Below are 22,649 nucleotides of genomic sequence, written 5' to 3'. Positions count from 1 at the left end.
ATGTCGCGCATAGTCGAAAATTCTCACACAGTGTCAGAGAAAACCTGCTCCCGGGCCTGCTCCAGCGCGGCGACCAGCGCGCCTCTCAGCACCGGGTTGCCCGCCACCGCCGTGGCGGCCACGCGTGGCTGGCTCGGGCACACCTTGGCGACGGCCTGCTCCACCCGCTCGGCCAGGGCGGGGCCTCCCGCGCGGCCGAGGTCGCCGCTCAGCACGATCAGCCCGGGGTCGAGCACCACGGCGATGGCGGCCACCCCGACGGCCAGCCGTCCCGCGACCTCCTTCAGGTAGGCGTCGTTGCCGGTGGCGGTGGCCGTACGGACCTGGTCGGCGGCGGTGGCGCCCGCGACGCCGTAGATGTCGGCCAGGCCGGCCAGCGCCTCCTGTCCGACCAGGCGCTGGAAGGAGCCCGACTGCGGGTGGGAGACGTCGACGGGCAGCGGCTCGCCCGGCACGGGCAGCCAGCCGATCTCGCCCGCGCCGCCGGTGATGCCCCTGTGCAGGCGTCCGCCGAGCATGACGCCCAGGCCCTGCCCGACACCCGCCCAGACGACGGCGAAGTCGTCGTGGCCCACGGCGGCGCCGTGGCGGTGCTCGGCCAGCGCGACGAGGTTGACGTCGTTCTCGATCGTGACCGAGGCGCCGAGCCGCTCGCGAAGGCTGGCCAGCACGCCGACGTGCCAGGACGGCAGGTCATAGGAGAAACGCACGTCGCCGGTGCGCGGGTCGACCACGCCCCTGGTGCCGATGACGAAGGCGCGCAGCTGGGACATGTCGATATGGGCGGTGTCGCAGGCCCTCTGGACGGCGTTGCGCACCGTCCTGACCGGGTCGCGCCCGTCGGAGGGGTCGACAGTGACCTCGACCACGATTTTACCTGTGATGTCGGCCACACCCACGGTGATGCTCTCCGGCAGCACCTCCAGGCCCGCGACGTACGCGCTGGAGGGAACGACGCCGTAGAGCGCGGCGTGAGGCCCCCTGCCTCCCGCGCGCTGCCCCGCCACCTCGACCAGCCCCCTGTCCTCCAGTCGGGACAACAACTGGCCTGCGGTTACCTTGGAGAGCCCTGTGCGTTCTCCCAGCTCAGCACGGGTGAGTGGCCCCTCCGAGAGAAGGAGTTCCAGCGCCGTGCGGTCGTTCAGTCTGCGCAACAACTGCGGGGTTCCCGGGTTCCGCGCCATGGACGCCCCTCCTCTCGTCACGATCCGCTAACGCCCGTTTCTTTTAAGAAAGTTTCTTGTTAGTTTAGCAGCAGTCAACCGAGGCCGGCGATCAAGGCTTCGGTGATCTCTACGGCATCGAATGAGCGCAACCCCGACGCGTTAGCCGGGAAGGGAGAACCCTAGTGAAGATCGCGAAGATCACGGCCGCCACGGCGACCACCGCCGCCCTGGCCCTGGGTCTGGCCGCCTGTGGCTCGAGTGAGCCCACGAAGACCGCCGAGCCTGCCGCCTCCGGCTCGGCCGCCGCATCCGAGGCAGGCCCCAAGTACGCCGGCAAGACCCTCACCGTGTGGCGCCTCGGCGACAGCAACCCCGCCGCCGCCAAGTACATGGAAGAGCTGAACGCCGAGTTCAAGAAGCTCACGGGCGCTGACGTCAAGCTGGAGTGGATCCCCTGGCCGCAGGTGAACGACAAGTTCGCCGCCGCCGCGACCGGCACGGGCCCCGACGTCACCGAGATCGGCAACGACCAGGTGCCGCTGTGGCAGAGCCAGGACGCGCTCGCGCCGATCACCGACATCGCGCACGCGGGCGACCAGGCCGCGATCCCGAAGAACCTGTTCGGCCTCGAGACCATTGACAACGAGGTGTACGGCCTGCCCTGGGGCGCCGGTGCGCGCGCGGTCCTCTACCGCGCCGACTGGTTCAAGGAGCTCAAGATCGAGGTCCCGAAGACCTGGGACGAGCTCGTCGCCGCGGCCAAGAAGATCCAGGCCGAGAAGGGCGCCGACGTCGACGGCTTCGCCTTCAACGGCGGTTCCGACGCCAACCACCTGCTCGGCGCCTTCGCATGGGCCGAGGGCGGCGAGTACGCCGTCAAGGAGGGCGACAAGTGGGTCGGCAAGGTGAGCGACCCCACCTTCGCCAAGGGCTTCGAGACCTACACCAGCCTGGTCACCGGAGGTCTGTCGGGCAAGTCGCGCCTGACCCAGAACACGGTCGACATCCGCAAGCGCTTCGCCAACAACAAGGTCGGCATGTACCTCACCGCCGGCTGGGACCTGCCCGGCATCGAGGTCGACTCCAAGGGCAAGCTGAAGGGCGACAAGCTCGCCTTCTTCCCGCTTCCCGCCAAGGCCGGTGGCGAGGCCCCGTCCTTCTTCGGCGGCAATGACATCGCGCTCTGGGGCAGCACCCAGCAGGCCGACCTGGGCAAGGAGTACCTGAAGCTGGCCACCAGCAAGACCTGGGCCGACAGGTACGCCAAGGAAGGCGGCCTGCTGCCCATCTACCCCGACACGCTGGCCGCGCTCGCCGAGGACCCGGTGCAGGGCCCCTTCGCCCGCGCCTTCGCCAAGGCCAAGGCGTTCCCCGCCGACCCGAACTGGACCGAGGCCAACGAGACCAAGGCCGTGCTCCAGAACGCGGCAAGGGCGGTCATCGAGGGCAAGAAGGACACAGCCACGGCTCTCGCTGACGCCAACAAGGAAATCGAAGAGATCCTGAACCAGTAGTCATGGCGAACACGACCACGGTCACCCGGGGCGGGGGTTCCTCCGCCCCGGGGCGCCGCCGAAAGCGGCCAGGCGGGCCCCCGAGGGCCAGCGGGCTTCCCAACTGGGCCATCCCGTACGTCCTGCTCGTGCCCGGCCTGCTGGTGATCGCCGGGCTCCTGCTGTACCCGATGGTGCAGCTGGTCATCATCTCCTTCCAGAAGTTCGGCATCGCCCAGATCCGCGGCAAGGCCGCCGAGTGGGTCGGATGGGCCAACTTCGAGAAGGTCCTCGCCACCGAGATCTTCTGGACCTCGCTGCGCAACACCGTGGTGTTCGCCTCGATCGCCGTCACCCTCACCCTGGTGGTCGGCACCGCGGTCGGCGTCCTGCTGCACAAGCTGGGCAAGAAGATGTCGCTGTTCGTGGTCATCGGCTGCATGTTCGCCTGGGCCATCCCGCCGGTCGCGCAGGCCGCCATCTGGCGGTCGTTGTTCGACGCCGACTCCGGCATCGTCAACTGGGCGCTGAACCTGCTGCCCGACTGGCTGTCGCAGGCGGCCTTCGGCCGGGCCGACTGGACCGGCGAGCCGTGGCTGAACGACGCGTTCACCGTCTACGTCGTCCTGGTCTTCTGCGTGGTCTGGGCGGGCTTCCCGTTCATCGCGGTGTCCGTGCTCGCCGGGCTCAAGGGCATTCCCAACGAGCTCTACGAGGCCGCCAGGGTCGACGGGTCGGGCGCCTGGCGCACCTTCAGGAAGATCACGCTGCCGCTGCTGAAGCCCGTCTTCGCCGTGCTGACCGTCCTGTCCATCATCTGGGACTTCAAGGTCTACACGCAGCTGCACATCCTCCTGAACGGCCCGACCAACCGCGAGGCGTTCAACCTGTCGATGTACGCCGTGGCCGAGGCCTTCAAACCGCCGCCCAAGATGGGCACGGGCGCGGCCATCTCCATCGTGCTGACGATCATCCTGCTGATCATCACGGTGTTCTACGTCAGGCAGATCGTGAAGCAGGAGGAGATGTGAGTCCGGCACAGCGCAAGAGGCTCGGCAGGATCCTGCTGAACACCGCCGGAGTCCTCGTCTTCCTCTACGCGATCTTCCCCGTGTACTGGATGGTCTCGACCGGGTTCAAGACCAACGACCAGATCTTCACCACCGAGTTCATCCCGTTCCCGACCAGCTTCACCCTCGAGCACTTCTCGCGGGTGCTGACCGAGGGCGTGGCCAACAACTCGATCTGGCTCTACCTGCGCAACAGCGCGATCGTGGCGCTCGGCACCGTGCTGATCGGCTCGCTGTTCGCGCTGCTGTCGGCGACGGCCATCGCCAGGTTCAGGTTCAAGGGCCGTGGCAGCTTCCTCATCACCCTGCTGGTGGTGCAGATGCTGCCCGCCGAGGCCATGCTCATCCCGCTCTCGGTGATGATCAGGCGCGTCGGCCTCGGTGACCAGCTGCTCGGCATCATCGTCGCCCAGGTGGCGGTGACCCTCCCCTTCGGGATCTGGATGCTGAGGACCTTCGTCGCGGCGGTGCCCAAGACGCTGGAGGAGGCGGCCTGGATCGACGGCGCCAGCCGGATGACCACCTTCTGGAAGGTGCTCTTCCCGCTCGTCGCCCCCGGTCTGGTGGCCACCAGCATCTTCTCCTTCATCACCGCGTGGAACGACCTGGTCTTCGCGCTCTACCTGATGTCCAGTTCAGAGGGCTACACGATGCCGGTCGCGCTGCAGTACTTCTTCGGGCAGAAGGGCGTCGACTGGGGTGCCATCATGGCCGGCTCGACGCTGATGACCATCCCGGTCGTCATCTTCTTCCTTCTGGTCCAGCGCCGCATGGTCTCCGGCCTGGTGGCCGGCGCCGTGAAGGGCTGACCGACCCACAGGTGCTCGTACGGCCGCCGCACCACCCGCGCGGCGGCCGTACCCGGCCCTGCCCACCTGCAGGGAGGTACGGCCCGCGGCCCGGACCGCGGGCTCGCGGGCCGTACCGGCTCCCTGCCACAGACCACCATCCATTCGCACCCACTCCCCGCAAGACCCCCATCAAGGGAGACGGGAGGGGTTGACCGCCAAAAGGGGAGTTCCAAGATGAGCCAGAGTGATCGGGGGCTGCGCCGTCTCGCGGCCGGCACGCTGCTCGTCGCCTTCCAGGGCACCACGGCCCCGGACTGGGTCCTGCGCGAGCTGGAGGCCGGCCTCGGCGGCGTCACGCTCTTCGGGTTCAACGTCGCCGACCCCGCCCAGCTGAGCGCTCTCACCACCGCGTTGAAGGCCGCGGGAGAGCCCGTCATCTCGCTGGACGAGGAGGGCGGCGACGTCACCCGCCTCGCCTACCACATCGGCAGCCCCTACCCGGGCAACGCCGCCCTCGGCGCCGTGGACGACGTCGAGCTGACCCACCGCGTCTACCGGGCGATCGGCTCCGAGCTGGCCGCCTGCGGCGTGAACCTCGACATGGCGCCCGACGCCGACGTCAACACCGCCGACGACAACCCGGTGATCGGCACCCGTTCGTTCGGCAACGACGCCGCCCTCGTCGCCAGGCACACCGTCGCCGCCCTCCAGGGCCTGCAGTCGGTGAACGTCGCCGCCTGCGTCAAGCACTTCCCCGGCCACGGCGCCACCCGCGTGGACTCCCACCTGGCGGTGCCGGTGGTCGACGTGCCGCTCGACGTGCTGCGCGAGCGCGAGCTGGTGCCGTTCCAGGCCGCGATCAAGGCAGGCGCGAAGTCAGTCATGACCGCGCACGTCGCGGTTCCCGTGATCACCGGCGACCAGCCCGCCACCCTCTCGGCCGCCGCGCTGACCGAGCTTCTCAGGGGTGAGCTCGGATACGACGGCGTGGTCGTCACCGACGCGCTCGACATGCACGCGATCACCAAGAGCGTCGGTCTCGCCGGCGGCGCCGTCCGCACGCTGGCCGCGGGCTCCGACCTGCTGTGCCTTGGGCCGCTGCCGACCTACGACGACGTCAGGCAGATCATCGCGGAGATCGTCGCCGCCGTGGGCGAAGGACGGCTGCCGCTGTCCCGGCTGGAGGAGGCCGCCGCCAGGGTGGCCGACCTGCGCGCCTGGTTCGGCTCCGGCACGGCGGGCGCCGCCGAGGCGAGCGTCGTCGGCCTGGACGCGGCCCGCAGGGCGGTCACCGTCACGGGCGCCACCGCCGCACTGCTGAACCCGCTGGTGATCGAGATCGACACCCCGCCCACGATCGCCGTCGGTGACGTCCCCTGGGGGCTGGCCCTGCCCTCGGCCGAGACCGTGCGCGTCAAGCCGTCGGACGCCGACGCCGAGGCGCTGCTCGAACGCGCCGCCGGACGGTCGCTGGTGGTGGTCGTCAAGGACGCCCACCGCTACGAGGAGAGCAGGACGCTGGTCTCGCGCCTGGTCGCGGCGAGGGCCGACACCACGGTGATCGAGATGGGACTGCCGATCTGGCGTCCCGAGAGCGCCGCCTACATCGCGACGTACGGCGCCGCCCGCGCCAACGCCCAGGCCGCCGTCGAACTCCTGACCGCCTGACCCAGCCCCCCGGAGCGGTTCTCGGGTTCGGGGTTTCGCGGTCAGGAGGCGAAGATCTCCTCGCGGGCCTGGTCGAGGGCCGCGAGGACCGCGCCGCGCAGCACCGGGTTGTCCTCCACCGCGGTGGTGACCACCTCGGGCCTGATCGGGCAGATCCTGACCACGGCCTCCTCCACGCGGGACGTGAGCGCGGCTCCCCCCGCCTTCCCCACGTCACCGGCCAGGACGACGAGCCCGGGGTCGAGCACCACGCACACCGACGCCACCCCCAGCGCGAGCCGGTGCGCGATCTCGTCGAGCAGCGGCTCGCCCCTCGCACCGTCGGCGACGGCCTGGGCGATGCCGTCGTAGCCGTACCCCCTGGCGAGCTCGGCCACCGCCTCGGCGCTGACCAGCGACTGCAGGCCGCCCGCCAGCGACGGCAGCCGCCCTGGCACCGCCCTGATGTCCTCGGCCAGCGGCACCCCAGGAACCGGCAGGTAGCCGATCTCGCCCGCGCTGCCCGACCGCCCCCTGTGCAGCTTGCCGCCGAGCATCACCGCGAGACCGAGCCCTCGCCCCGCCCAGAGCAGCACGAAGTCGTCGACGCCCTTGGCGGCTCCCGCGGCGCGCTCGGCCAGGGCGGCCAGGTTGACGTCGTTCTCGATCGTGACCTCGCGCTTGAGGTCTCCCGCCAGCGCCTCGTGGATGCCTTCGTGCCAGCCCGGCAGGTCGAAGGAGAAGCGCACGTCGCCGCTGCGAGGGTCGACCACGCCAGGCGTGCCGATCACCACGCCGCGCAGCTTGGCCAGGCTCACCTTGCCGCTGCGGCAGGCCTTGACGACCGCGCTGTGCACCACGGAGACAGGGTCGTCGTGGCCGTTGGGCGCGACGGTCACCTCGGCGATCGTGCGGCCGTGGATGTCGGCGATCGCGGTCGAGACCAGCTCGGGACCGACGTCGAGCCCCGCGACGTAGGCGCTGGAGGGCACCACCGAGTAGAGCGCGGCGTTGGGCCCCCTTCCACCGGCCTGCTCGCCGACCACCTCGACCAGCCCGCGCTCCTCCAGCCTGGCGAGCGTCTGGGAGGCGGTCACCTTGGACAGGCCCGTCAGGTCACCGATCTGCCCGCGGGTCATCGGCCCGGTGTCGAGCAGCAACTCCAGCGCGGCCCGGTCGTTGATCTCCCTCAGCAACCTGGGCACACCAGGACGTCGCTCCACGCGCAAAGCTTAGCCCTCTTGCCTGATGACCCGCAGGACGTGAGGATGGCTCATGCTCTTGCTCGCCATAGGCCTGGCGCTGCTGATCGACGTGCTGCGCGTCTTCCTTCCCTCCCTGATCACGCTCTTCGGCCGCGCGGGCGAGACCCCCGCCGAACTCATGGGCCTCTATGCCGCCCTGTGGTTCGTGCTGCCCTGCCTCGCGCCCCTCCTGCGCCCCCGCTGGTCGCTGATGGGCGGCGCGGCCGCCCTCGTCGCCGCCCGACTCGGCCTGCAGGCCTTCGACGGCGGCACGCCCCAGCTCGCGCTCGCCTCGGTGGGTGTCAGCGCCGCCCTCTTCTTCCTGTACGGCTGCAGCCGCACCCTCCCCCGCGCGGCCGTCCCGACGGGCATCGCGGCAGGTCTGGCGTTCGCCGTCGCGGTCCACCTGCTGCTCGACGGCGTGGACCTCGTCTGGCGCGACGGTCCCCTCCCCTGGCTCGCCATCCTGATCCTGAGCGCCGCCTTCGCCGCGGCACTCCTCCGCACTCCCGCCTTCGCGGCACTCCTCCGCACTGCCTCCTTCCGCGGCCCGCGGGCCCCTTCAACCGGCACTCGGGCGCAGAGCCCACCTGACGCGCGCCGACAGGCGGCGTCCGGCGGTCACGCCTCCACCCGGGATCCGTCGCCGTTCTCGCAGGTCGCCCCAGGGGTAGGGGAGCTCGCCCCCGGGGCCGCGTGGTTCCTGCTCGGCCCCTCGCTGCTGCTCGTCGGCATGAGCGCGGGCCTGTCGACGGCCGCGTGGCACGGCCTGCCCCTGGGCGGGGCGGCGCTGGGGCTCGGGTCGTTCGGGTTGAGCGTGGCGCTCATGGTGTGGCTCGCGGCCCGTCCCGTGTCCTCGAAGCGGGCCGCCCTGCTCCTGGCCGTCCTCCTGGTCGCGGGCACGGTCCTCATGCTCGCCACCGGACACGGCCAGCTCGTCCCCCTGAGCGTCGGCGGCCTGCTGGCCGTGACCGCCCGGCCAGGCCCGCCCGCCGTACGGCCGGGGGCAGGGGTCCTGGGCGGCGGGCTGGTGTTCCTGGTCGGCGTGTTCGGCTACTACGCGGCCTACGACCTGGACCTCGGCTTCCCCAACGGCCTCGTCGCCACCGCCGTGGCCGTCGTCGCGGCCCTGGTGGGCGTCACCTCCGCCCTGCGCACCACGGAGCCCCTCGCCCGCAGGGCGGCCGCACAGGTCTCCGGTCTGTGGCGGTTCTCCGGTCTGTGGCGGCCGGTGGGCGCGGCCGTGCTGCTCACCGGGCTCTCGCTGGCGGCCGGATGGCGGAGCGCACCCGCCGTCCAGCCCAAGGAGGGTGCGTCATTCACGCTCCTCGCCTACAACATCAGGATGGGCTTCGGCCTCGACGGCAGGCTCTCGCTGGACGACATCACCGCATGGGCCGCGGCCAAGCGCCCCGACGTGGTGCTGCTCAGCGAGGTCGACAGGGGCTGGCTGCTCAACGGCGGCCACGACGACCTCGACAGGATCGCGCGTGGCCTGGGCCTGCGGGCCTACTTCGCACCGGCCGCCGACCAGGTGTGGGGCGACGCGCTGCTGACGAACCTGCCGGTCAGGCAGGTCGTCTCGCACCCGCTTGGCAAGCACGGCTACCCGACGGGCGCCCAGGCCCAGACGGCGGTGATCGAGGTCGGCGGAAACGAGGTGGGCATCGTCAACACCCACCTGCAGTCTCCTTCGGGGCAGGCTCCCGAGGTGGCCGCGCTCGTGCGCGACCTGTCCGCGGGCGGACGGCGCCCCGTGGTGCTGGCCGGCGATCTCAACACCCGTCCAGGGGATCCGGAGATGCGGGTGCTGGAGTCGGCAGGGCTGTCGGACCCGCTGATCGCGCTCGGAAATCCCGCCACCTCGCCCGCCGACGCTCCGGTGGAGCGCATCGATCATGTGCTGGTCACCGGCGGGGTGCGGGTGGAATCGGCGGACGTGCCGCGCCTGCCGTACTCGGATCATCTGCCCGTGATGGCCGCCCTGCGCATAACCAGTGTTGACCAGGAGGGATAATCGACAACATGCGCCTTTCCGCTCGTGTCGACTACGCCCTCCGTGCCGCCGCTGAACTCGCCGCAGCAGGCGCCGGCCCGACCACCGTGGGCGAGCTGGCGAAAGAGCAGGACATGCCGCCCAAGTACCTGGAGAACATCCTGCTCCAGATGCGCCGCGCGGGGCTCGTGCGCGGGCAGCGAGGACCTGAGGGCGGCTACGTGCTCGCGCGTCCCGCCGCGGAGATCTCGCTGGCCGACGTGATCCGCGCGGTCGACGGCCCGCTGGCCAACGTCAGGGGCGAGCGTCCCGAGCACGTGGGCTACCGGGGGCCTGCCGAGTCGCTGCAGCAGGTCTGGATCGCCCTGCGCGCCACCGAACGGGCCATCCTGGAGGAGGTCACGCTCGATCAGGTCGCCACCGGCGCGCTGCCCGAGCGGGTCCGCTCGCTCGCCGCCGACCCCGCCGCCTGGGACTGACGGCTCGCCCACCAGAACGACAGCAACGCCACGAGCTCCGCGACGGCGGCGCCGACCGGCAGGGCGCCGGGGCCGTACCCCTCGATCAGCAGGCCGCCCAGCGCGCCGCCCGCCGACACCCCCACGTACACGGCGCTGCTGTTGAGCGCGAGCGCCTGCGGTCCCGCCTCTCCCGCCAGCGCCAGCAGGCGCGCCTGCGCGGGCGGCGGGATCCACCACGAGGCGACGGCCCACACCAGCAGCAACGGCAGCAGCCCGAGCAGCGGAAGTGGGCGCAGCAGCCAGCAGGCGACGAACGCGGCCATCACGACGGTGAACGCCGTGACCCCGATGAGGAGCGCCCTGTCGGCGCCCCACCTGTCGGCGGCCCTTCCGCCGAGCTGCCCACCGGCGAGTCCCGCCACGCCCGCGACCGCGAACACCGCGCCGAGCTCGGCGGGGCCGGTGCCCGCCAGGTCGCGGAGGAAGGGCGCGAGGTAGGTCATGACCATCATGCTGCCGAGGACGATGGCCATCACGCCGAACAGCCCCGCGAGCACGGGCGCCCTGCCGAGCGGTGCGAGGCGGGCCCTGATCGGCATGGCGGGCTGAGCGGGCGCGTCAGGCAGCGTCGCCATCACCGCCACCAGCGAGATCAGGCCCATCAGCGCGCCGAGCGCGAAGGTGGCCTGCCAGCCGTACGCGCCGCCGACCCAGGTCCCGATCGGGACGCCGAGCACGAGCGAACCGGTGAGCCCGCCCATCACCAGCGCCAGATAGCGGCCCTGCCTGCCCTCAGGGGCCAGGGAGGTGGCGATCGCATAGGCCGCGGGAACGACGGCGGCCGCCGCCAGCGCCGCCAGCACCCTGAGCCCCATCAGGGCGGCGTATGACGTGGTGAGAGCGGCCGCGCCGTTGGCCCCCGTGAACACCAGCAGTGCCCAGAACAGCAGCCTCCTGCGCGGCCAGGTGGCGGTCACGACCGAGGCGACGGGCGCGGCCAGCGCGAAGGCCAGGGAGAACGCGGTGACCAGCTGACCGGCCGCCGCCTCGCTCACCAGGAGGGCGGCGGCGATCTCGGGCAGCACCCCGGCCACCACGTAGTCGTCGGTGGCGAAGGTGAACGTGGTGAAGACCAGCGCCGCCGGCCAGGCGCGTCTCATGCTGCCTCCATAAAGGTAACGAACGTTTCCTCTATAAGGTAACACTCGTCACCCTCATGCCGCTCCGCGAAAGAGGTCCGGCCGTGGTGCCGCTCCCGGAGGCGCGCGTTTCCAGGGACGCGGATTTCCCGGGGGCGCGCGTTTCCCAAGGGCGCGTTTCCCTGGGGCGCGCGTTTCCCTTGGGCGCGAGAGACTGGAAGTTCACGACGCCCGAGGGGGCATGCGGTGAAGGGGGAGGGTGTGGCGAGGACGGCGAATCCACGGCGGCGGGCCGAGTTGCTCGACTCCATCGTCGACTACCTGGCCGACCACGGCCTGTCGACGCTGTCCATGCGTCCGCTCGCCGAGCACCTGGGCAAGAGCACCAGGGTTCTCACCCACCACTTCGCCGACAAGGAGGAGCTCCTGTCGGCGACCATGGAGCGCCTCGACGCCCGCCACCGGGCCTGGCTGCGCGAGCTCCCAGGATGGCAGGGCGACGACAGCGTCGGCACGATCGTCAGGCGCACATGGGACTGGCAGCTCCAGGAGGACAACCTCCCCGTCGCCAGGCTCATCCGCGAGATCGAGGGACTTGCCGCGGGAGGCCGTCTCGCGGGACACGTGCCAGGACTGCTGGCCGACCGGTCGGCGTTCGTGGCCGAGCTGCTGCGTGAGCGCGGAGTCCCCTCAGCCGACGCGCTGCGCATCTCCACGCTGGTCAACGCCGCCTACGCGGGGCTGATGAACGACTTCCTCACGACCGGGGACCGTCCGAGGGTGGAGGCGGCCCTCAACGAGCTCACCGCGCTCGTGGACACGTGGGTGAGCGCGCATGCCCGAGGGTGACGCCGTCTACAGGACCGCGCGACGGCTGCGGGGGGCGCTCGACGGCCGCGTGCTGACCAGGTCCGACTTCCGGGTGCCGCGCCACGCCACCGCCGACCTGACCGGCCGTACGGTCCTGGAGACCAGCTCGTACGGCAAGCACCTGCTCACCAGGGTCGAGGGCGGCCTGACGGTCCACACGCACATGCGCATGGACGGCCGCTGGGTGGTCATGCCGGAGGGCCGCCGCATGCCGGGCGGTGACCTGGTCAGGCTCGTGCTCGCCAACGCCGAGTGGCAGGCCGTGGGCGTCAGGCTGGGCATGGTGGACCTGCTCAGGACCGAGAGGGAGGACACGGTGATCGGCCACCTCGGCCCCGACCTGCTCGGCCCTGGCTGGGATCAGGCAGAGGCGGTACGGCGGCTGCGGGAGCATCAGGACACGACGATCGGGGAGGCGCTGCTCGACCAGCGCAATCTCGCAGGGATAGGCACGATCTACCGCGCCGAGACACTGTTTCTCAGGGGGGTGTCGCCCTGGCGTCCCGTCGGGGGCATCGATGACCTCGACGGCCTGGTCTCGCTGGCGCGGCGGCTGCTGGAGGCCAACAAGCACCACGCGGACACGGTCACCACGGGTGATCGCCGCCGTGGCTACGAGACGTGGGTTTATGGCAGGGCAGGCAGACCCTGCCGCCGATGCGGATCTCGCATCAGGCGAGGAGAGATGGGGTCACGACCGCAGGAACGCCTCATCCTGTGGTGCGACCACTGCCAGCGGGACTGAGCCCCACCGGCGGTCAGGCCGCGACCATGTCCTTGACTTCAGGGAAGACCGAGTCGGAGATCGACCCTGGCACTGTCTCCGACAGCGGCAGGCGCTCGCGTTCGGGAACGTCCGCGAGCACAGGAGCGGCCTGGAGCTCCGCCAGCGCGAACTGGTCGGAAACCTCACGCAACACCTGCGACAGGGGGACACCCAAAGCACCACAGATCGAGGCAAGCAGCTCGGAGGACGCCTCCTTCTGACCACGCTCCACCTCGGACAGGTAGCCCAAAGACACGCGCGCCAGCGTCGACACCTCGCGAAGGGTGCGTCCCTGCCGCACCCGCAGCCGCCTCAGAACGTCTCCAAGAAGCTGACGCAGCAGAATCATCTGTCGCTCCCTCCCCGGCGCGGTGGTCTTCACCGTGCCATGCGCGATCGGATCGTGCCGCCCGTTTTTCTTCTTCGCTTCGTACATACTCCTCGCCGTCATCATCGGGCGCCTGCGCGGATCGTTGGGCCCGCCAGCCTGGCTCGCGGGGCTTGCAGATGGCTCACGGACCTCACTCACAGCTCCACCGTACCCGTATCCACCGACACCGCGTCAGACCGTGGTTCGCATGTTCGCTCGGGACGTAACACGGTAATCACCCGGAATGTTCCCCCATGTTCGCCTTCAGCACACCTGCGAGGAGATCTACAGCCTCGTCCACGGTCCTCTGCCTGATGCGTCCTCGCGACCCTCCGCGAGCCAGTTCGCGGTGCCAGATCTTGCCCTCAGGGCCGCTCAGCGCCACGTGAACGGTGCCGACCGGCTTCCCGTCCTGCGGGTCGGGTCCTGCCACCCCGGTGACCGCCAGGCCGTACGTGGCGCCGCAGAGCCTGGCCACCCCCCGCGCCATCGCCGCGGCCACCTCGGGGTGCACCGCCCCTTCCCTCTCGAGCAGCTCTCCCGGTACGGCCAGCAGCTCGCGCTTCAGATCGGTGGCGTAGGAGATGACCCCGCCCCTGAAAGCCGCAGAGGCGCCGCCCATCGCGGTGAAGGTCGCCCCGAGCAGACCGCCGGTGAGCGACTCGGCCACCGCGAGCGTCGCGCCCTGGCGGATCAGAAGGCGGATGACGCCTTCGGCGCCGAGCACGTCGGTTCTCATCGGCTCACTCCGCTCTGGCCCGCTTGGCCACCTGCCTCAGCCTGATCGCGCGGACGACGTAGTCGGCTCCCGTGACGACCGTCACGACCAGCGCGGCACCCATGACCACCCAGCGCAGCACGTCAGGCACCCCGGGCAGGAGGTAGAGCACGATCGCGGCGATCTGCAGGGCGGTCTTGACCTTGCCGCCGTAGCTGGCCGGTATGACCCCGTGCCTGATCACCACGAACCGCAGCGCCGTGATGCCCAGCTCGCGGGCGAGGATCACGAGCGTGACCCACCAGGGCAGCTCCTGGAGTATCGACAGGCTCACCAGCGCCGCGCCGGTGAGCGCCTTGTCGGCGATCGGGTCGGCGATCTTCCCGAAGTCGGTGATCAGGTGGTAACGCCTGGCCAGCTCGCCGTCCAGATGGTCGGTGAGCGAGGCCACGCCGAACACGACCAGGGCCGCGACCCGCCACCCGTCGCCCGGCAGGAACAGGCAGACCACGAAGAAGGGGACGAGCGCCAACCGTAGGACCGTGAGGACGTTGGCGATGTTCCACGGACTTACCACGCGGCGCTCGTCAGGGGTCATGGACCGGCCTTGATCCGGGCGATCAGATCGACCCCCTCGGCGTCCATCACGGCCGCCCTGACAATCTGGCCGGGAACCAGACCGATGCCCTGCACGGTGACGGAGCCATCGACCTCGGGGCCCTGGTGGGCGGCCCTGCCCTCGTAGCCGCCGTCGCCGAGGTCCTCGTCGATCAGCACGTCGACCTCGGTGCCGATGCGCTCCTCCGCGCGCTGGGAGGTCAGTTCCTCGGCCAGCTCGGTCAGGATGCGCACCCGCTCGTCGACGACCTCCTGCGCCACCTTCGACTCGAAGGTCGCCGCCTCGGTGCCGTCCTCGTCGGAGTAGCCGAAGACGCCGATGACGTCGAGCCTGGCCTCCTCGAGGAAGCCGACCAGCTCGCCGAACTCCTCGTCGGTCTCGCCGGGGAAGCCCACGATGAAGTTGGAGCGCACGCCCGCCTCAGGAGCCTTGGCCCTGATCTGCTCCAGCAGGCCCAGGAAGCGCTCCGGGTCGCCGAAGCGCCGCATCCTGCGCAGCACGGTGCCGCTGGCGTGCTGGAAGGACAGGTCGAAGTAGGGCGCGATGCCCTCACTGGCGGCGATGACGTCGAGCAGCCCAGGGCGCAGCTCGGCGGGTTGCAGGTAGCTGGCGCGCACCCGCTCGATGCCCTCGACGGCGGCCAGCTGCGGCAGCAGCTTCTCCAGGGCGCGCAGATCGCCCAGGTCCTTGCCGTAGGAGGTGGAGTTCTCGCTCACGAGGACCAGCTCCCTGACCCCGCGGTGGGCCAGCCAGTCGGCCTCGGCGAGCAGCTCCTCGGGCGCACGCGAGACGTAGGCGCCGCGGAAGGCGGGGATGGCGCAGAACGAGCAGCGGCGGTCGCAGCCGGAGGCCAGCTTCAGCGAGGCCACAGGGCTCTCGTCGAGCCGCTTGCGCAGCACGCGAGGACCGCTGGCGGGCGCCAGGCCCGCCGGCAGGTCGCCATGGCCTGGGATGTTGGTCTTGGCGGCCGAGGCGCGCTCGACGGGCGAGATGGGCAGCAGCGTGCGGCGGTCGCGCGGCGTGTGCGGCTTGAGCGCCTTGCCGGCGAGCACGTCGTCGAGGCGCTCGCCGATCTCGGTGTAGTCGTCGAAGGAGATGACCGCGCTGGCCTCGGGCAACGCCTCGGCCAGCTCGTTGCCATAGCGCTCGGCCATGCAGCCCGCGGCGACCACCTTGGCGCCCGAGTCCGCCGCGGCCAGCAGCGTGTCGATGGAGTCCTTCTTCGCCGAGTCGATGAAGCCGCAGGTGTTGACGACGACGACGTCTGGGTCGTCGTCACCCAGCTGCCAACCGGCAGCATCGAGTCGCGCGGCGAGCTCCTCGGAGTCGACCTCGTTGCGCGCGCAGCCCAGAGTGATCAGCGATACGGTTCGGCGGGATGACATGGTGGACACTACGGTATCGGCACTTGGCCACTACCGTCGCACCTCCCCCGCACTAGTCACCTCGGACGAGGCGTCGCCGGACCGTAGGAGCGCCTGACCAACTCGCCGCTGGCTCCCGGTGTGCCCAGGTTCCTTCCGTTGACCTGCAGCGAGACCGCCCCCGCGTCGCGCAGCACCAGATTGAGCCCCGCCTTGGCCGTCCAGGTGTCGCTGCTGCCCGCCCTCAGCGTGCCGGCGAAGAGGCGCTTGCCCTCGGAGTCGCGCACGTTGATGTAGGACGAGCGGTTCGCCTTCACCTTCACCACGACGAGGTCGCTGTCGTTCTGCGTCGACTGCGCCGCCGTACGGCGCGCCGGAGCAGGCCGGATGGGCGCGTTCGGCGGCACGGTCGGCCCCGAGGACGACACGGGTGTGATCTCGGCCGTGGGGATCTGCCCCGTGCCCCCCATGACCTTGACGACCCCGAAGACGACCACGATGGCCAGCGCGACGCCCAGCGCCATGGTCCAGTTGGGTGAGCCGCGCTCGCGCAGCTTGACGCCCTTGCTGCTCTGGAAGACGGTCGCGGCCTTCACCGGCTTCGGCAGCCCGCCGTGCTGTTCGTTGTAGAGATGGACCATGGCCTCGGGATCGAGCCCGACCGCCTTGGCGATGGCCTTGATGTGGCCCCTGATGTAGAAATCGCCCCCGCACAGTGAGAAGTCGTCCCGCTCGATGGCGTACAGCAGCGCCTCACGAATCTTCGTGACGCCGCTCAGCTGCGCGACAGTCAGCCCTGCCGCGTGCCTGGCCTCGGCCAGCATCGTTCCGATGGTCTGTTCGTTCACGACGAACGCCTCCCCGCCCCCGACGTTGCGTAGTTACCCATATTCAATCAGTAACCGGGGGCAAGGGTGCGCAGGGGTCACTCCCCGCGCAAGTCGGCCAGCAGTCCGGGCAGATCGTCGGGCTTCAGCAGCACCTCGCGAGCCTTGGATCCCTCGCTCGGCCCGACCACGCCACGCGACTCCAGCAGGTCCATCAGCCTGCCCGCCTTGGCGAAGCCGACCCTGAGCTTGCGCTGCAGCATCGAGGTGGAGCCGAACTGGGTGGTGACGATCAGCTCGGCGGCCTGGATGAGCACATCGAGGTCGTCGCCGATCTCCTCGTCGATCTCCTTCTTGACCGCGACCGCCGCCACGTCGTCGCGGTACTCGGCCTGCATCTGCTGCTTGCAGTGCGCGACGATCCCGGCGATCTCCTTCTCCGAGACGAAGGCGTTCTGCAGGCGGATCGGCTTGCTGGCGCCCATCGGCAGGAACAGCGCGTCGCCCTGGCCGATCAGCTTGTCGGCGCCGGGCTGGTCGAGGATGACCCGCGAGTCGGTGAGGCTGGAGACGGCGAAGGCCAGGCGGGAGGGGACGTTGGCCTTGATCAGACCGGTGACCACGTCCACCGAGGGCCGCTGCGTGGCGATCACCAGGTGGATGCCGGCCGCGCGGGCCAGCTGGGTGATGCGGACGATGGAGTCCTCCACGTCGCGGGGGGCGACCATCATGAGGTCGGACAGCTCGTCGACGATCACCAGCAGGTAGGGGTAGGGCTGGTAGACCCGCTCGCTGCCGGGCGGCGGCACCAGCTTGCCCGCGCGCACCGCCTTGTTGAACTCGTCCACGTGCCTGAAGCCGCTGGCGGCCAGGTCGTCGTAGCGGCGGTCCATCTCTCCCACCACCCACTCGAGGGCCTCGGCGGCCTTCTTCGGGTTGGTGATGATCGGAGTGATCAGGTGGGGGATGCCCTCGTAGACCGACAGCTCCACGCGCTTGGGGTCGACCAGCACCATGCGCACCTCGTCGGGCGTGGCGCGCAGCAGGATCGAGGTGATCAGGCCGTTGACGCAGACGGACTTGCCCGCGCCCGTCGCGCCCGCGATGAGCAGGTGCGGCATCTTGGCCAGGTTCGCCACGATGGTGCGGCCCTCGACGTCCTTGCCCAGCCCGACGATCATCGGGTGGTGGTCGGCCTGCGCCACCTGCGAGCGCAGCACGTCGCCGAGCGCCACCAGGTCCTTGTCCGCGTTCGGGATCTCGACCCCGATCGCCGACTTGCCGGGGATCGGGGAGAGGATGCGCACGTCGGCCGACTTGACCGCGTAGGCGATGTTCTTGGTGAGCGCGGTGACCTTCTCCACCTTCACGGCGGGGCCGAGCTCGATCTCGTAGCGCGTGACGGTCGGCCCTCTGGTGAAGCCGATCACCTGCGCGTCGATGGTGAACTGCTCCAGCACGCTGGTCAGCGCGTTGACCACCGTCTTGTTCGCCTTGGTCTCCTGCTTGGGCGCGCTGCCGGCGCTCAGCGACTGCAGGTCGGGCAGGATGTACGGCCCCGCCTGCGGCGACAGCACCAGCTGCTCGACCTTGCGCGGCGCGGGAGTCGGCTCGGGCGCCGCGGCCACGACCGGCTTCGACGGCTCGGGCGCCTCCTGCGGCTCGTCGTCCACCAGGCCAGGCACGATCTCGGGAGAGTGCTTGTCCTTCTCGGCGATCACCGGGGTGTCGTACGGCTTCACGCCGTCGGGCAGGTCGGGCTTCTTGCTCCTGACCCGCTTCCTGACCTGGTCGCCCTGCTTGGGCGCGCCGCTCTTCTCGAACAGCATGTGCCGCAGCTCGCCCAGGCGCTCGGGGATCCTGTGCACGGGCGTCGCGGTGATCACGAGCACGCCGAATCCCGAAAGGAGCAGCAGCAGCGGGATCGTCACCCACGCGGGCAGGATGCTGGCGGGCGGGGCCGAGACGATGAAGCCGACCATGCCACCGGCGGCCGACACCTTGTCCATGCCGTCGGTGGAGTCACCCGCCGGGTACGGCACGTCGTTGACCACGTGGATGACCCCGAGCACGCCGGTCAGCAGCGCGCCCCAGCCGATCACCATGCGGCCGGTGTCGGCGTTCTGGTCGGGGTGGCGCAGGAAGCGCCAGGCCAGCAGACCGAGCAGCAGCGGGATCGCCCACGCCAGCGAGCCGAACACGCCGTGCGCGACGGCGTTGACGACCTCGGAGACCGCGCCCCTGGACTGTCGCCAGGTCATGGCGGCCAGCACGATGGCGCCGGCCAGCACGGCCAGCCCCACGCCGTCGCGTCTGTGCACGGGGTCGAGTTCGCGCGCCTGGTTGCCCAGGGCTCTGGCGGCTCCTCCGATGCCGTTGGCCACCAGCATCCACAGCCCCACGATCAGCTTGCCGATCATGGTGAAGACCCAGCTGATCGGGTCCTGGTGGGTGGCGGGGGGTCTGCGGGCCGACGCCGTCGTCTTCGCCTTGGGTCTCGCGGAGGACTGGGCGGTCGTCCGCTTGGCCGGAGTCGAGCGTGACGAGGTCGACCGCTTCGCCGGCCCCTTCGATGCGCTTTTCGGCGTACGGGTGGCCATGATGCCAAAGGTACGTCGGAGACGGGGGCGATGGCGTGGAGGCTCGCCGATATCCCTTATGTCGGGGTCAGGACGGAGCGTCCTCCGTCACGGGCTGGCGCGGCGGTCGACTCGCGTACGACCAGGTGGGTCTCCAGCCTGGCGAGCGTGGGCGTGCCCGCGTCGCCCGCGTTGACAGCGGCCAGGAGCAGATCGACGGCCATGCGGCCCGCGGCGGCGGTGGGCATCGTGATCGTCGTGAGCTTCGGCCTGTTGAGCCTGCCGGGCAGGCTGTCGTCCACGCCGATGACACTCACGTCACCGGGGACGTCCACACCGCGCTCCCTCAACCCCTCGATCAGGCCCAGCGCGACCAGGTCGTTGTAGCAGAGCACCGCCGTCACGCCCGAGGCCGCCACCGCCTGGGCCGCGGCCAGGCCGCCCTGCTCGGTCGGCTCGTTCGGCCCCATCACGACCAGCTCGACGTCGCGCTCGTGGGCGGCGAGCGTGGCGGCGGCCAGCATCTCCTCGCTGGTCCAGGAGGACTGCGGGCCTGTCAGCAGCGCCATCCTGCGATGACCCAACCCCGCCACATGCTCCACCGCCACCCCAGCACCCTGCCCCACATCCATCAACACCGTCGTCAAACCCTTCAACCGACGATTCACCACCACAAAAGGCACCTGCGCCCGCAACCGCTCGATCACCCGATTCGACAACCGCGGACTACACAACAACACCCCATCCACCTGCTTGCACAACGTCTCGATCAACTCCTGCTCCAACAACGGATCCTCATCCGTGTCCGCCACGAACACGTGATAATCCCGCTCCCGCGCCTGAGCCTGAGCAGCCTTGATCAACGGCGGAAAAAACGGATTCGCAATATCCGCCACAATCAACCCCAAATTATGCGTCCGCCCCGTCGTCAACGCCCGCGCCGCACGATTAGGCCGATACCCCAACCCCTCAGCCACCGCCAACACCCGCGTACGCGTCTCCGCATTCACCAGATGCGGAGCCGAGAACGTCCGCGACACCGTCGAGACATGCACCCCCGACGCCCGCGCCACATCCCTGATCGTCACGGCCACGCCGTACCTCCGTCTGCTTTCAAATGGCGGGCGAGCCAGCCGAAGACCCGCTCCTGCGCGACGAGGCCGAAGCTGTGCCCCGCATCGGCGAAGACCCCCGTGTAGCCGGCCGGAGCCCGCCGATAGTGTGCCGCGATCATCGCATGTGCCCGGCGCATCCCGCTCAGCGGCAGGATCTCGTCGCGCTCGCCGTACCAGACGAGCAACGGCCTGGGAGCGCCGCTCGCGACCAGGTCAGGGAGATCGCACAGCCGGGACAGCCCCGGCGGGTACAACATCCAGGTGTGGCGGGCCACGAAGCCGTCGAGCAGGTCGCGGTAGGAGGAGATCATGGCCACCACCGCCACCGCCTCGACGTCGGGGTCGAAGGCTCCGAGCAGCGCGGCCCGCAACCCGCCGCCCGACAGGCCCGCGCAGCCGACGGCTCCGACGTCGGGACGCGAGCGCAGGTAGGCCGCCGCGGCGAGGTCCTCCCCCGCGACGACGCCCGCGTACGAGGTCCCCAGCACGGTGCAGTACTTGGCCAGCACGTGCTCGTGGCGGGCGGCCGCCACGTCGTAGCGGTCGGCCTCGCTGAGCGGCGGGTCCAGATCATCCGGCACGCCGTCCGGCATGTCGGCGGGAGAGAACCTGCGGCTGCCCCAGCCGAGCACGTCGGGCACCAGCACGGTGAACCCGCGCAGGGCCAGCTCCGCCGCCCATGCCCTGCCGTCGTAGAGCGTGGCTCTCAGCCTGGCGACCTCGGGTGAAGGACCCTCGGGGCCGTCGGCGATCTTCTCCTTGCCCGCCCACTTCATCCCCGCGTGGCAGTGCAGCGCGACGACGCCGGGCAGCACGCCGTCCGCTGCGCGCGTCGGGCGCAACACGTAGGCGTGTGTTCTGGGACCGAATCCGACCTCCCACGAGACCTCCTCCCCCGACAGCTCGCCCGCCGTCCAGGTCCGCTCGGTGCGCACGTGCGCGGCGGTCAGAGCGAGCACGCCCAGCGCTTCGCGTGCCCTGTCGCGCAGGTCAGGGGCCGGTGGGGGGAACAGCTCCCGTTGCGCCATGGCGATCTCGGCGAGCCCGGAGAAGTCGCCGAGGTGTCGCAGGCGACTCGAGTCGAGGGGGCCAGGCACGGCTCAGCTGTCAGCCATGCGCGTGCCGCCGTCGGCCAGCAGGACCGGCCTGCCCGAGCGGATCGACTCGTTGGCCGCCGCGCCCACCAGGACGCTGCGGATCCCGTCGACGTAGCCGGCCTGCCTGGCGAGGGGGTCGTCGCCCGCCCCTCGGAAGAGGTCGTTCAGCAGGAGCCTGTCGCCGCCGCCGTGCCCGCCCTCGCCCTGCTCGATCGGGATCTCGCCGGGCTGCTGCCAGTGCCGGTGCAGCGTGAGCCGCTCCCATGAGCCCGCCGCGTGCTCCTTCGACGAGGCGCTCGGGTCGATCGCGGCGTGCGGGGAGGTCCACGACCGCTCGCACACCTCCAGCTCGATCCGGCCTCCTGTGCCGTTGAACACGACGCGGTAGCCCTCGTGCGGCGCGTGGGCGTTCAGCGAGTAGGTGAGCATCGCGCCGCTGTCGTAGCGCACCAGGACCGCCATGTTGTCCTCGATCGTGATGCCCTCGCTGAAGACGTCCCTGTCGCGCAGGTAGCCGTCCTCGTGCTCGGCGTCCAGGTAGAGCCGCTTGAGCCTCGGGTCGGCGGACAGGTCGAGCAGGAAGGGGTCGCTGCCGAGCTCGGGCGCGCCATGAGCGCGCTCGGGCCTGGCCGTCATGCCTCTGGCCTTTGCGTTCTGCGCGCCGTAGAAGCGCAGCTCGCCCTGGGCGTACACGCTGCGCGCCGCGGCGGCCAGCCACCAGTTCACCAGGTCGAAGTGGTGGGTGGACTTGTGCACCAGCAGGCCGCCCGAGATGGCCTTGTCGCGGTGCCAGCGGCGGAAGTAGTCGGCGCCGTGGATGGTGTCCAGCGCCCACTCGAAGTGGACGGAGGTGACCTCGCCGATCGCGCCGTCCATGAGCAGGCGCCGCACCGCGGAGTTGCGCGGCGAGTAGCGGTAGTTGAAGGTGACGATCAGAGAAGCGGTGCTCCGCTCGGCGGCGGCGGCGATCGCGGCGCATCCTGCGGCGTCGGTCGTGAGCGGCTTCTCCACGATCACGTGCTTGCCGGCGTCCAGCGCCGCGCAGACGTAGGCGGCGTGGGTGGCGTCCACGGTGGTGATGATCACCGCGTCGCACAGCTCCAGCATCGCGGAGAAGTCATCGGGTCCGAAGCACGGCACCGGCCGTCCCACGAGCTCGTTGTAGTAGTCCATCCTGGTCTGGTTGGTGTCGCAGAAGGCGACGATCTCGCCGGTGTCGCTCCAGTCGCCCGTCAGCGCGCCGACGTACATCTGGGCGCGGTGCCCGAGTCCTGCGATGCCGTATCTCATCTGTCTCCCCGATGGGTGTGCCGTACG

At 70.5% G+C, this 22,649-nt stretch carries 20 protein-coding genes; 8 read left to right on the top strand and 12 right to left on the bottom strand.

Translation table 11 applies throughout. The features are described from left to right. Window positions 1–23: 23 nt before the first annotated feature. Window positions 24–1,184 carry an ROK family transcriptional regulator gene (locus ABFX55_RS46785; RefSeq protein ID WP_346130376.1) on the bottom strand — a complete coding sequence of 387 codons (1,161 nt, stop codon included), beginning with the start codon at window positions 1,182–1,184 and terminating at the stop codon, window positions 24–26. Between the two features lie 164 nt (window positions 1,185–1,348). Here ABFX55_RS46785 and ABFX55_RS46780 point away from each other — a divergent pair, with 164 nt between their 5' ends. From ABFX55_RS46780 to ABFX55_RS46765, 4 genes are all read left to right on the top strand, one after another. Next, window positions 1,349–2,680 carry an extracellular solute-binding protein gene (locus tag ABFX55_RS46780; protein WP_346130375.1) on the top strand — a complete coding sequence of 444 codons (1,332 nt, stop codon included), beginning with the start codon at window positions 1,349–1,351 and terminating at the stop codon, window positions 2,678–2,680. A 2-nt stretch (window positions 2,681–2,682) separates the two neighbouring features. Next, window positions 2,683–3,690, top strand: a complete 1,008-nt coding sequence (locus ABFX55_RS46775) for a carbohydrate ABC transporter permease (RefSeq protein ID WP_346130374.1) — start codon at window positions 2,683–2,685, stop codon at window positions 3,688–3,690. Next, a complete protein-coding gene (locus tag ABFX55_RS46770; RefSeq protein ID WP_346130373.1) occupies window positions 3,687–4,538 on the top strand; it encodes a carbohydrate ABC transporter permease in 852 nt (283 codons plus the stop codon). Before ABFX55_RS46775 ends, ABFX55_RS46770 begins: the two co-directional genes overlap by 4 nt. Window positions 4,539–4,754: 216 nt before the next feature. Next, entirely contained in the window at window positions 4,755–6,188 is a 1,434-nt protein-coding gene (locus tag ABFX55_RS46765; RefSeq protein ID WP_346130371.1) for a glycoside hydrolase family 3 protein, read from the top strand. Window positions 6,189–6,229: 41 nt separating this feature from the next. Here ABFX55_RS46765 and ABFX55_RS46760 read toward each other — a convergent pair whose 3' ends face one another. Further along, entirely contained in the window at window positions 6,230–7,390 is a 1,161-nt protein-coding gene (locus ABFX55_RS46760) for an ROK family transcriptional regulator (RefSeq protein WP_346130370.1), read from the bottom strand. Window positions 7,391–7,442: 52 nt separating this feature from the next. On the opposite strand from ABFX55_RS46760, the gene ABFX55_RS46755 reads away from it, so the two are divergent. Both ABFX55_RS46755 and ABFX55_RS46750 read left to right on the top strand, forming a co-directional pair. After that, a complete protein-coding gene (locus ABFX55_RS46755; RefSeq protein ID WP_346130368.1) occupies window positions 7,443–9,428 on the top strand; it encodes an endonuclease/exonuclease/phosphatase family protein in 1,986 nt (661 codons plus the stop codon). 8 nt (window positions 9,429–9,436) lie between these two features. Then, window positions 9,437–9,886 (top strand): RrF2 family transcriptional regulator, encoded by a 450-nt coding sequence (locus ABFX55_RS46750; protein WP_183657517.1) that lies wholly within the window; start codon window positions 9,437–9,439, stop codon window positions 9,884–9,886. On the opposite strand, the gene ABFX55_RS46745 is transcribed toward ABFX55_RS46750, so the two are convergent. Beyond that, the gene (locus ABFX55_RS46745) at window positions 9,817–11,028 is read right to left on the bottom strand and encodes an MFS transporter (protein ID WP_346130366.1); all 1,212 of its coding nucleotides are present in this window, start codon (window positions 11,026–11,028) and stop codon (window positions 9,817–9,819) included. The genes ABFX55_RS46750 and ABFX55_RS46745 overlap by 70 nt on opposite strands. Window positions 11,029–11,268: 240 nt before the next feature. Here ABFX55_RS46745 and ABFX55_RS46740 point away from each other — a divergent pair, with 240 nt between their 5' ends. Then, window positions 11,269–11,856, top strand: coding sequence for a TetR/AcrR family transcriptional regulator (locus tag ABFX55_RS46740; protein ID WP_346130364.1), 588 nt, complete (start codon window positions 11,269–11,271; stop codon window positions 11,854–11,856). Then, entirely contained in the window at window positions 11,843–12,622 is a 780-nt protein-coding gene (locus ABFX55_RS46735) for a DNA-formamidopyrimidine glycosylase family protein (RefSeq protein ID WP_346130363.1), read from the top strand. Before ABFX55_RS46740 ends, ABFX55_RS46735 begins: the two co-directional genes overlap by 14 nt. A 13-nt stretch (window positions 12,623–12,635) precedes the next feature. Here ABFX55_RS46735 and ABFX55_RS46730 read toward each other — a convergent pair whose 3' ends face one another. The 9 genes from ABFX55_RS46730 to ABFX55_RS46690 form a co-directional block, all read right to left on the bottom strand. Beyond that, window positions 12,636–12,992 (bottom strand): helix-turn-helix domain-containing protein, encoded by a 357-nt coding sequence (locus tag ABFX55_RS46730; protein WP_183660494.1) that lies wholly within the window; start codon window positions 12,990–12,992, stop codon window positions 12,636–12,638. A gap of 256 nt (window positions 12,993–13,248) precedes the next feature. Then, window positions 13,249–13,752, bottom strand: a complete 504-nt coding sequence (locus ABFX55_RS46725; RefSeq protein ID WP_346130361.1) for a CinA family protein — start codon at window positions 13,750–13,752, stop codon at window positions 13,249–13,251. A 4-nt stretch (window positions 13,753–13,756) separates the two neighbouring features. Continuing rightward, entirely contained in the window at window positions 13,757–14,329 is a 573-nt protein-coding gene (gene pgsA / locus ABFX55_RS46720; protein WP_346130360.1) for a CDP-diacylglycerol--glycerol-3-phosphate 3-phosphatidyltransferase, read from the bottom strand. After that, complete coding sequence (gene rimO / locus ABFX55_RS46715; protein ID WP_346130358.1) at window positions 14,326–15,735, bottom strand: 30S ribosomal protein S12 methylthiotransferase RimO; 1,410 nt, start codon at window positions 15,733–15,735, stop codon at window positions 14,326–14,328. The genes pgsA and rimO overlap by 4 nt, the downstream gene beginning before the upstream one ends. Before the next feature lie 56 nt (window positions 15,736–15,791). Further along, window positions 15,792–16,562, bottom strand: coding sequence for a helix-turn-helix domain-containing protein (locus ABFX55_RS46710; RefSeq protein WP_346130357.1), 771 nt, complete (start codon window positions 16,560–16,562; stop codon window positions 15,792–15,794). A 77-nt stretch (window positions 16,563–16,639) separates the two neighbouring features. Beyond that, window positions 16,640–19,141: an FtsK/SpoIIIE family DNA translocase gene (locus tag ABFX55_RS46705; protein WP_346130355.1), complete on the bottom strand. Its 2,502-nt coding sequence runs from the start codon at window positions 19,139–19,141 to the stop codon at window positions 16,640–16,642. A 56-nt stretch (window positions 19,142–19,197) separates the two neighbouring features. Continuing rightward, the gene (locus ABFX55_RS46700) at window positions 19,198–20,214 is read right to left on the bottom strand and encodes a LacI family DNA-binding transcriptional regulator (protein WP_346130353.1); all 1,017 of its coding nucleotides are present in this window, start codon (window positions 20,212–20,214) and stop codon (window positions 19,198–19,200) included. Then, window positions 20,205–21,332, bottom strand: a complete 1,128-nt coding sequence (locus ABFX55_RS46695) for an alpha/beta hydrolase family protein (RefSeq protein WP_346130351.1) — start codon at window positions 21,330–21,332, stop codon at window positions 20,205–20,207. The genes ABFX55_RS46700 and ABFX55_RS46695 overlap by 10 nt, the downstream gene beginning before the upstream one ends. A gap of 3 nt (window positions 21,333–21,335) precedes the next feature. Then, a complete protein-coding gene (locus ABFX55_RS46690; RefSeq protein WP_346130349.1) occupies window positions 21,336–22,622 on the bottom strand; it encodes a Gfo/Idh/MocA family protein in 1,287 nt (428 codons plus the stop codon). Window positions 22,623–22,649: the final 27 nt, after the last annotated feature.

It is taken from the genome of Nonomuraea roseola, from assembly GCF_039535395.1.
Taxonomy (GTDB): Bacteria; Actinomycetota; Actinomycetes; order Streptosporangiales; family Streptosporangiaceae; genus Nonomuraea; species Nonomuraea roseola.
This window is presented reverse-complemented; position numbering and strand designations above follow the sequence as displayed.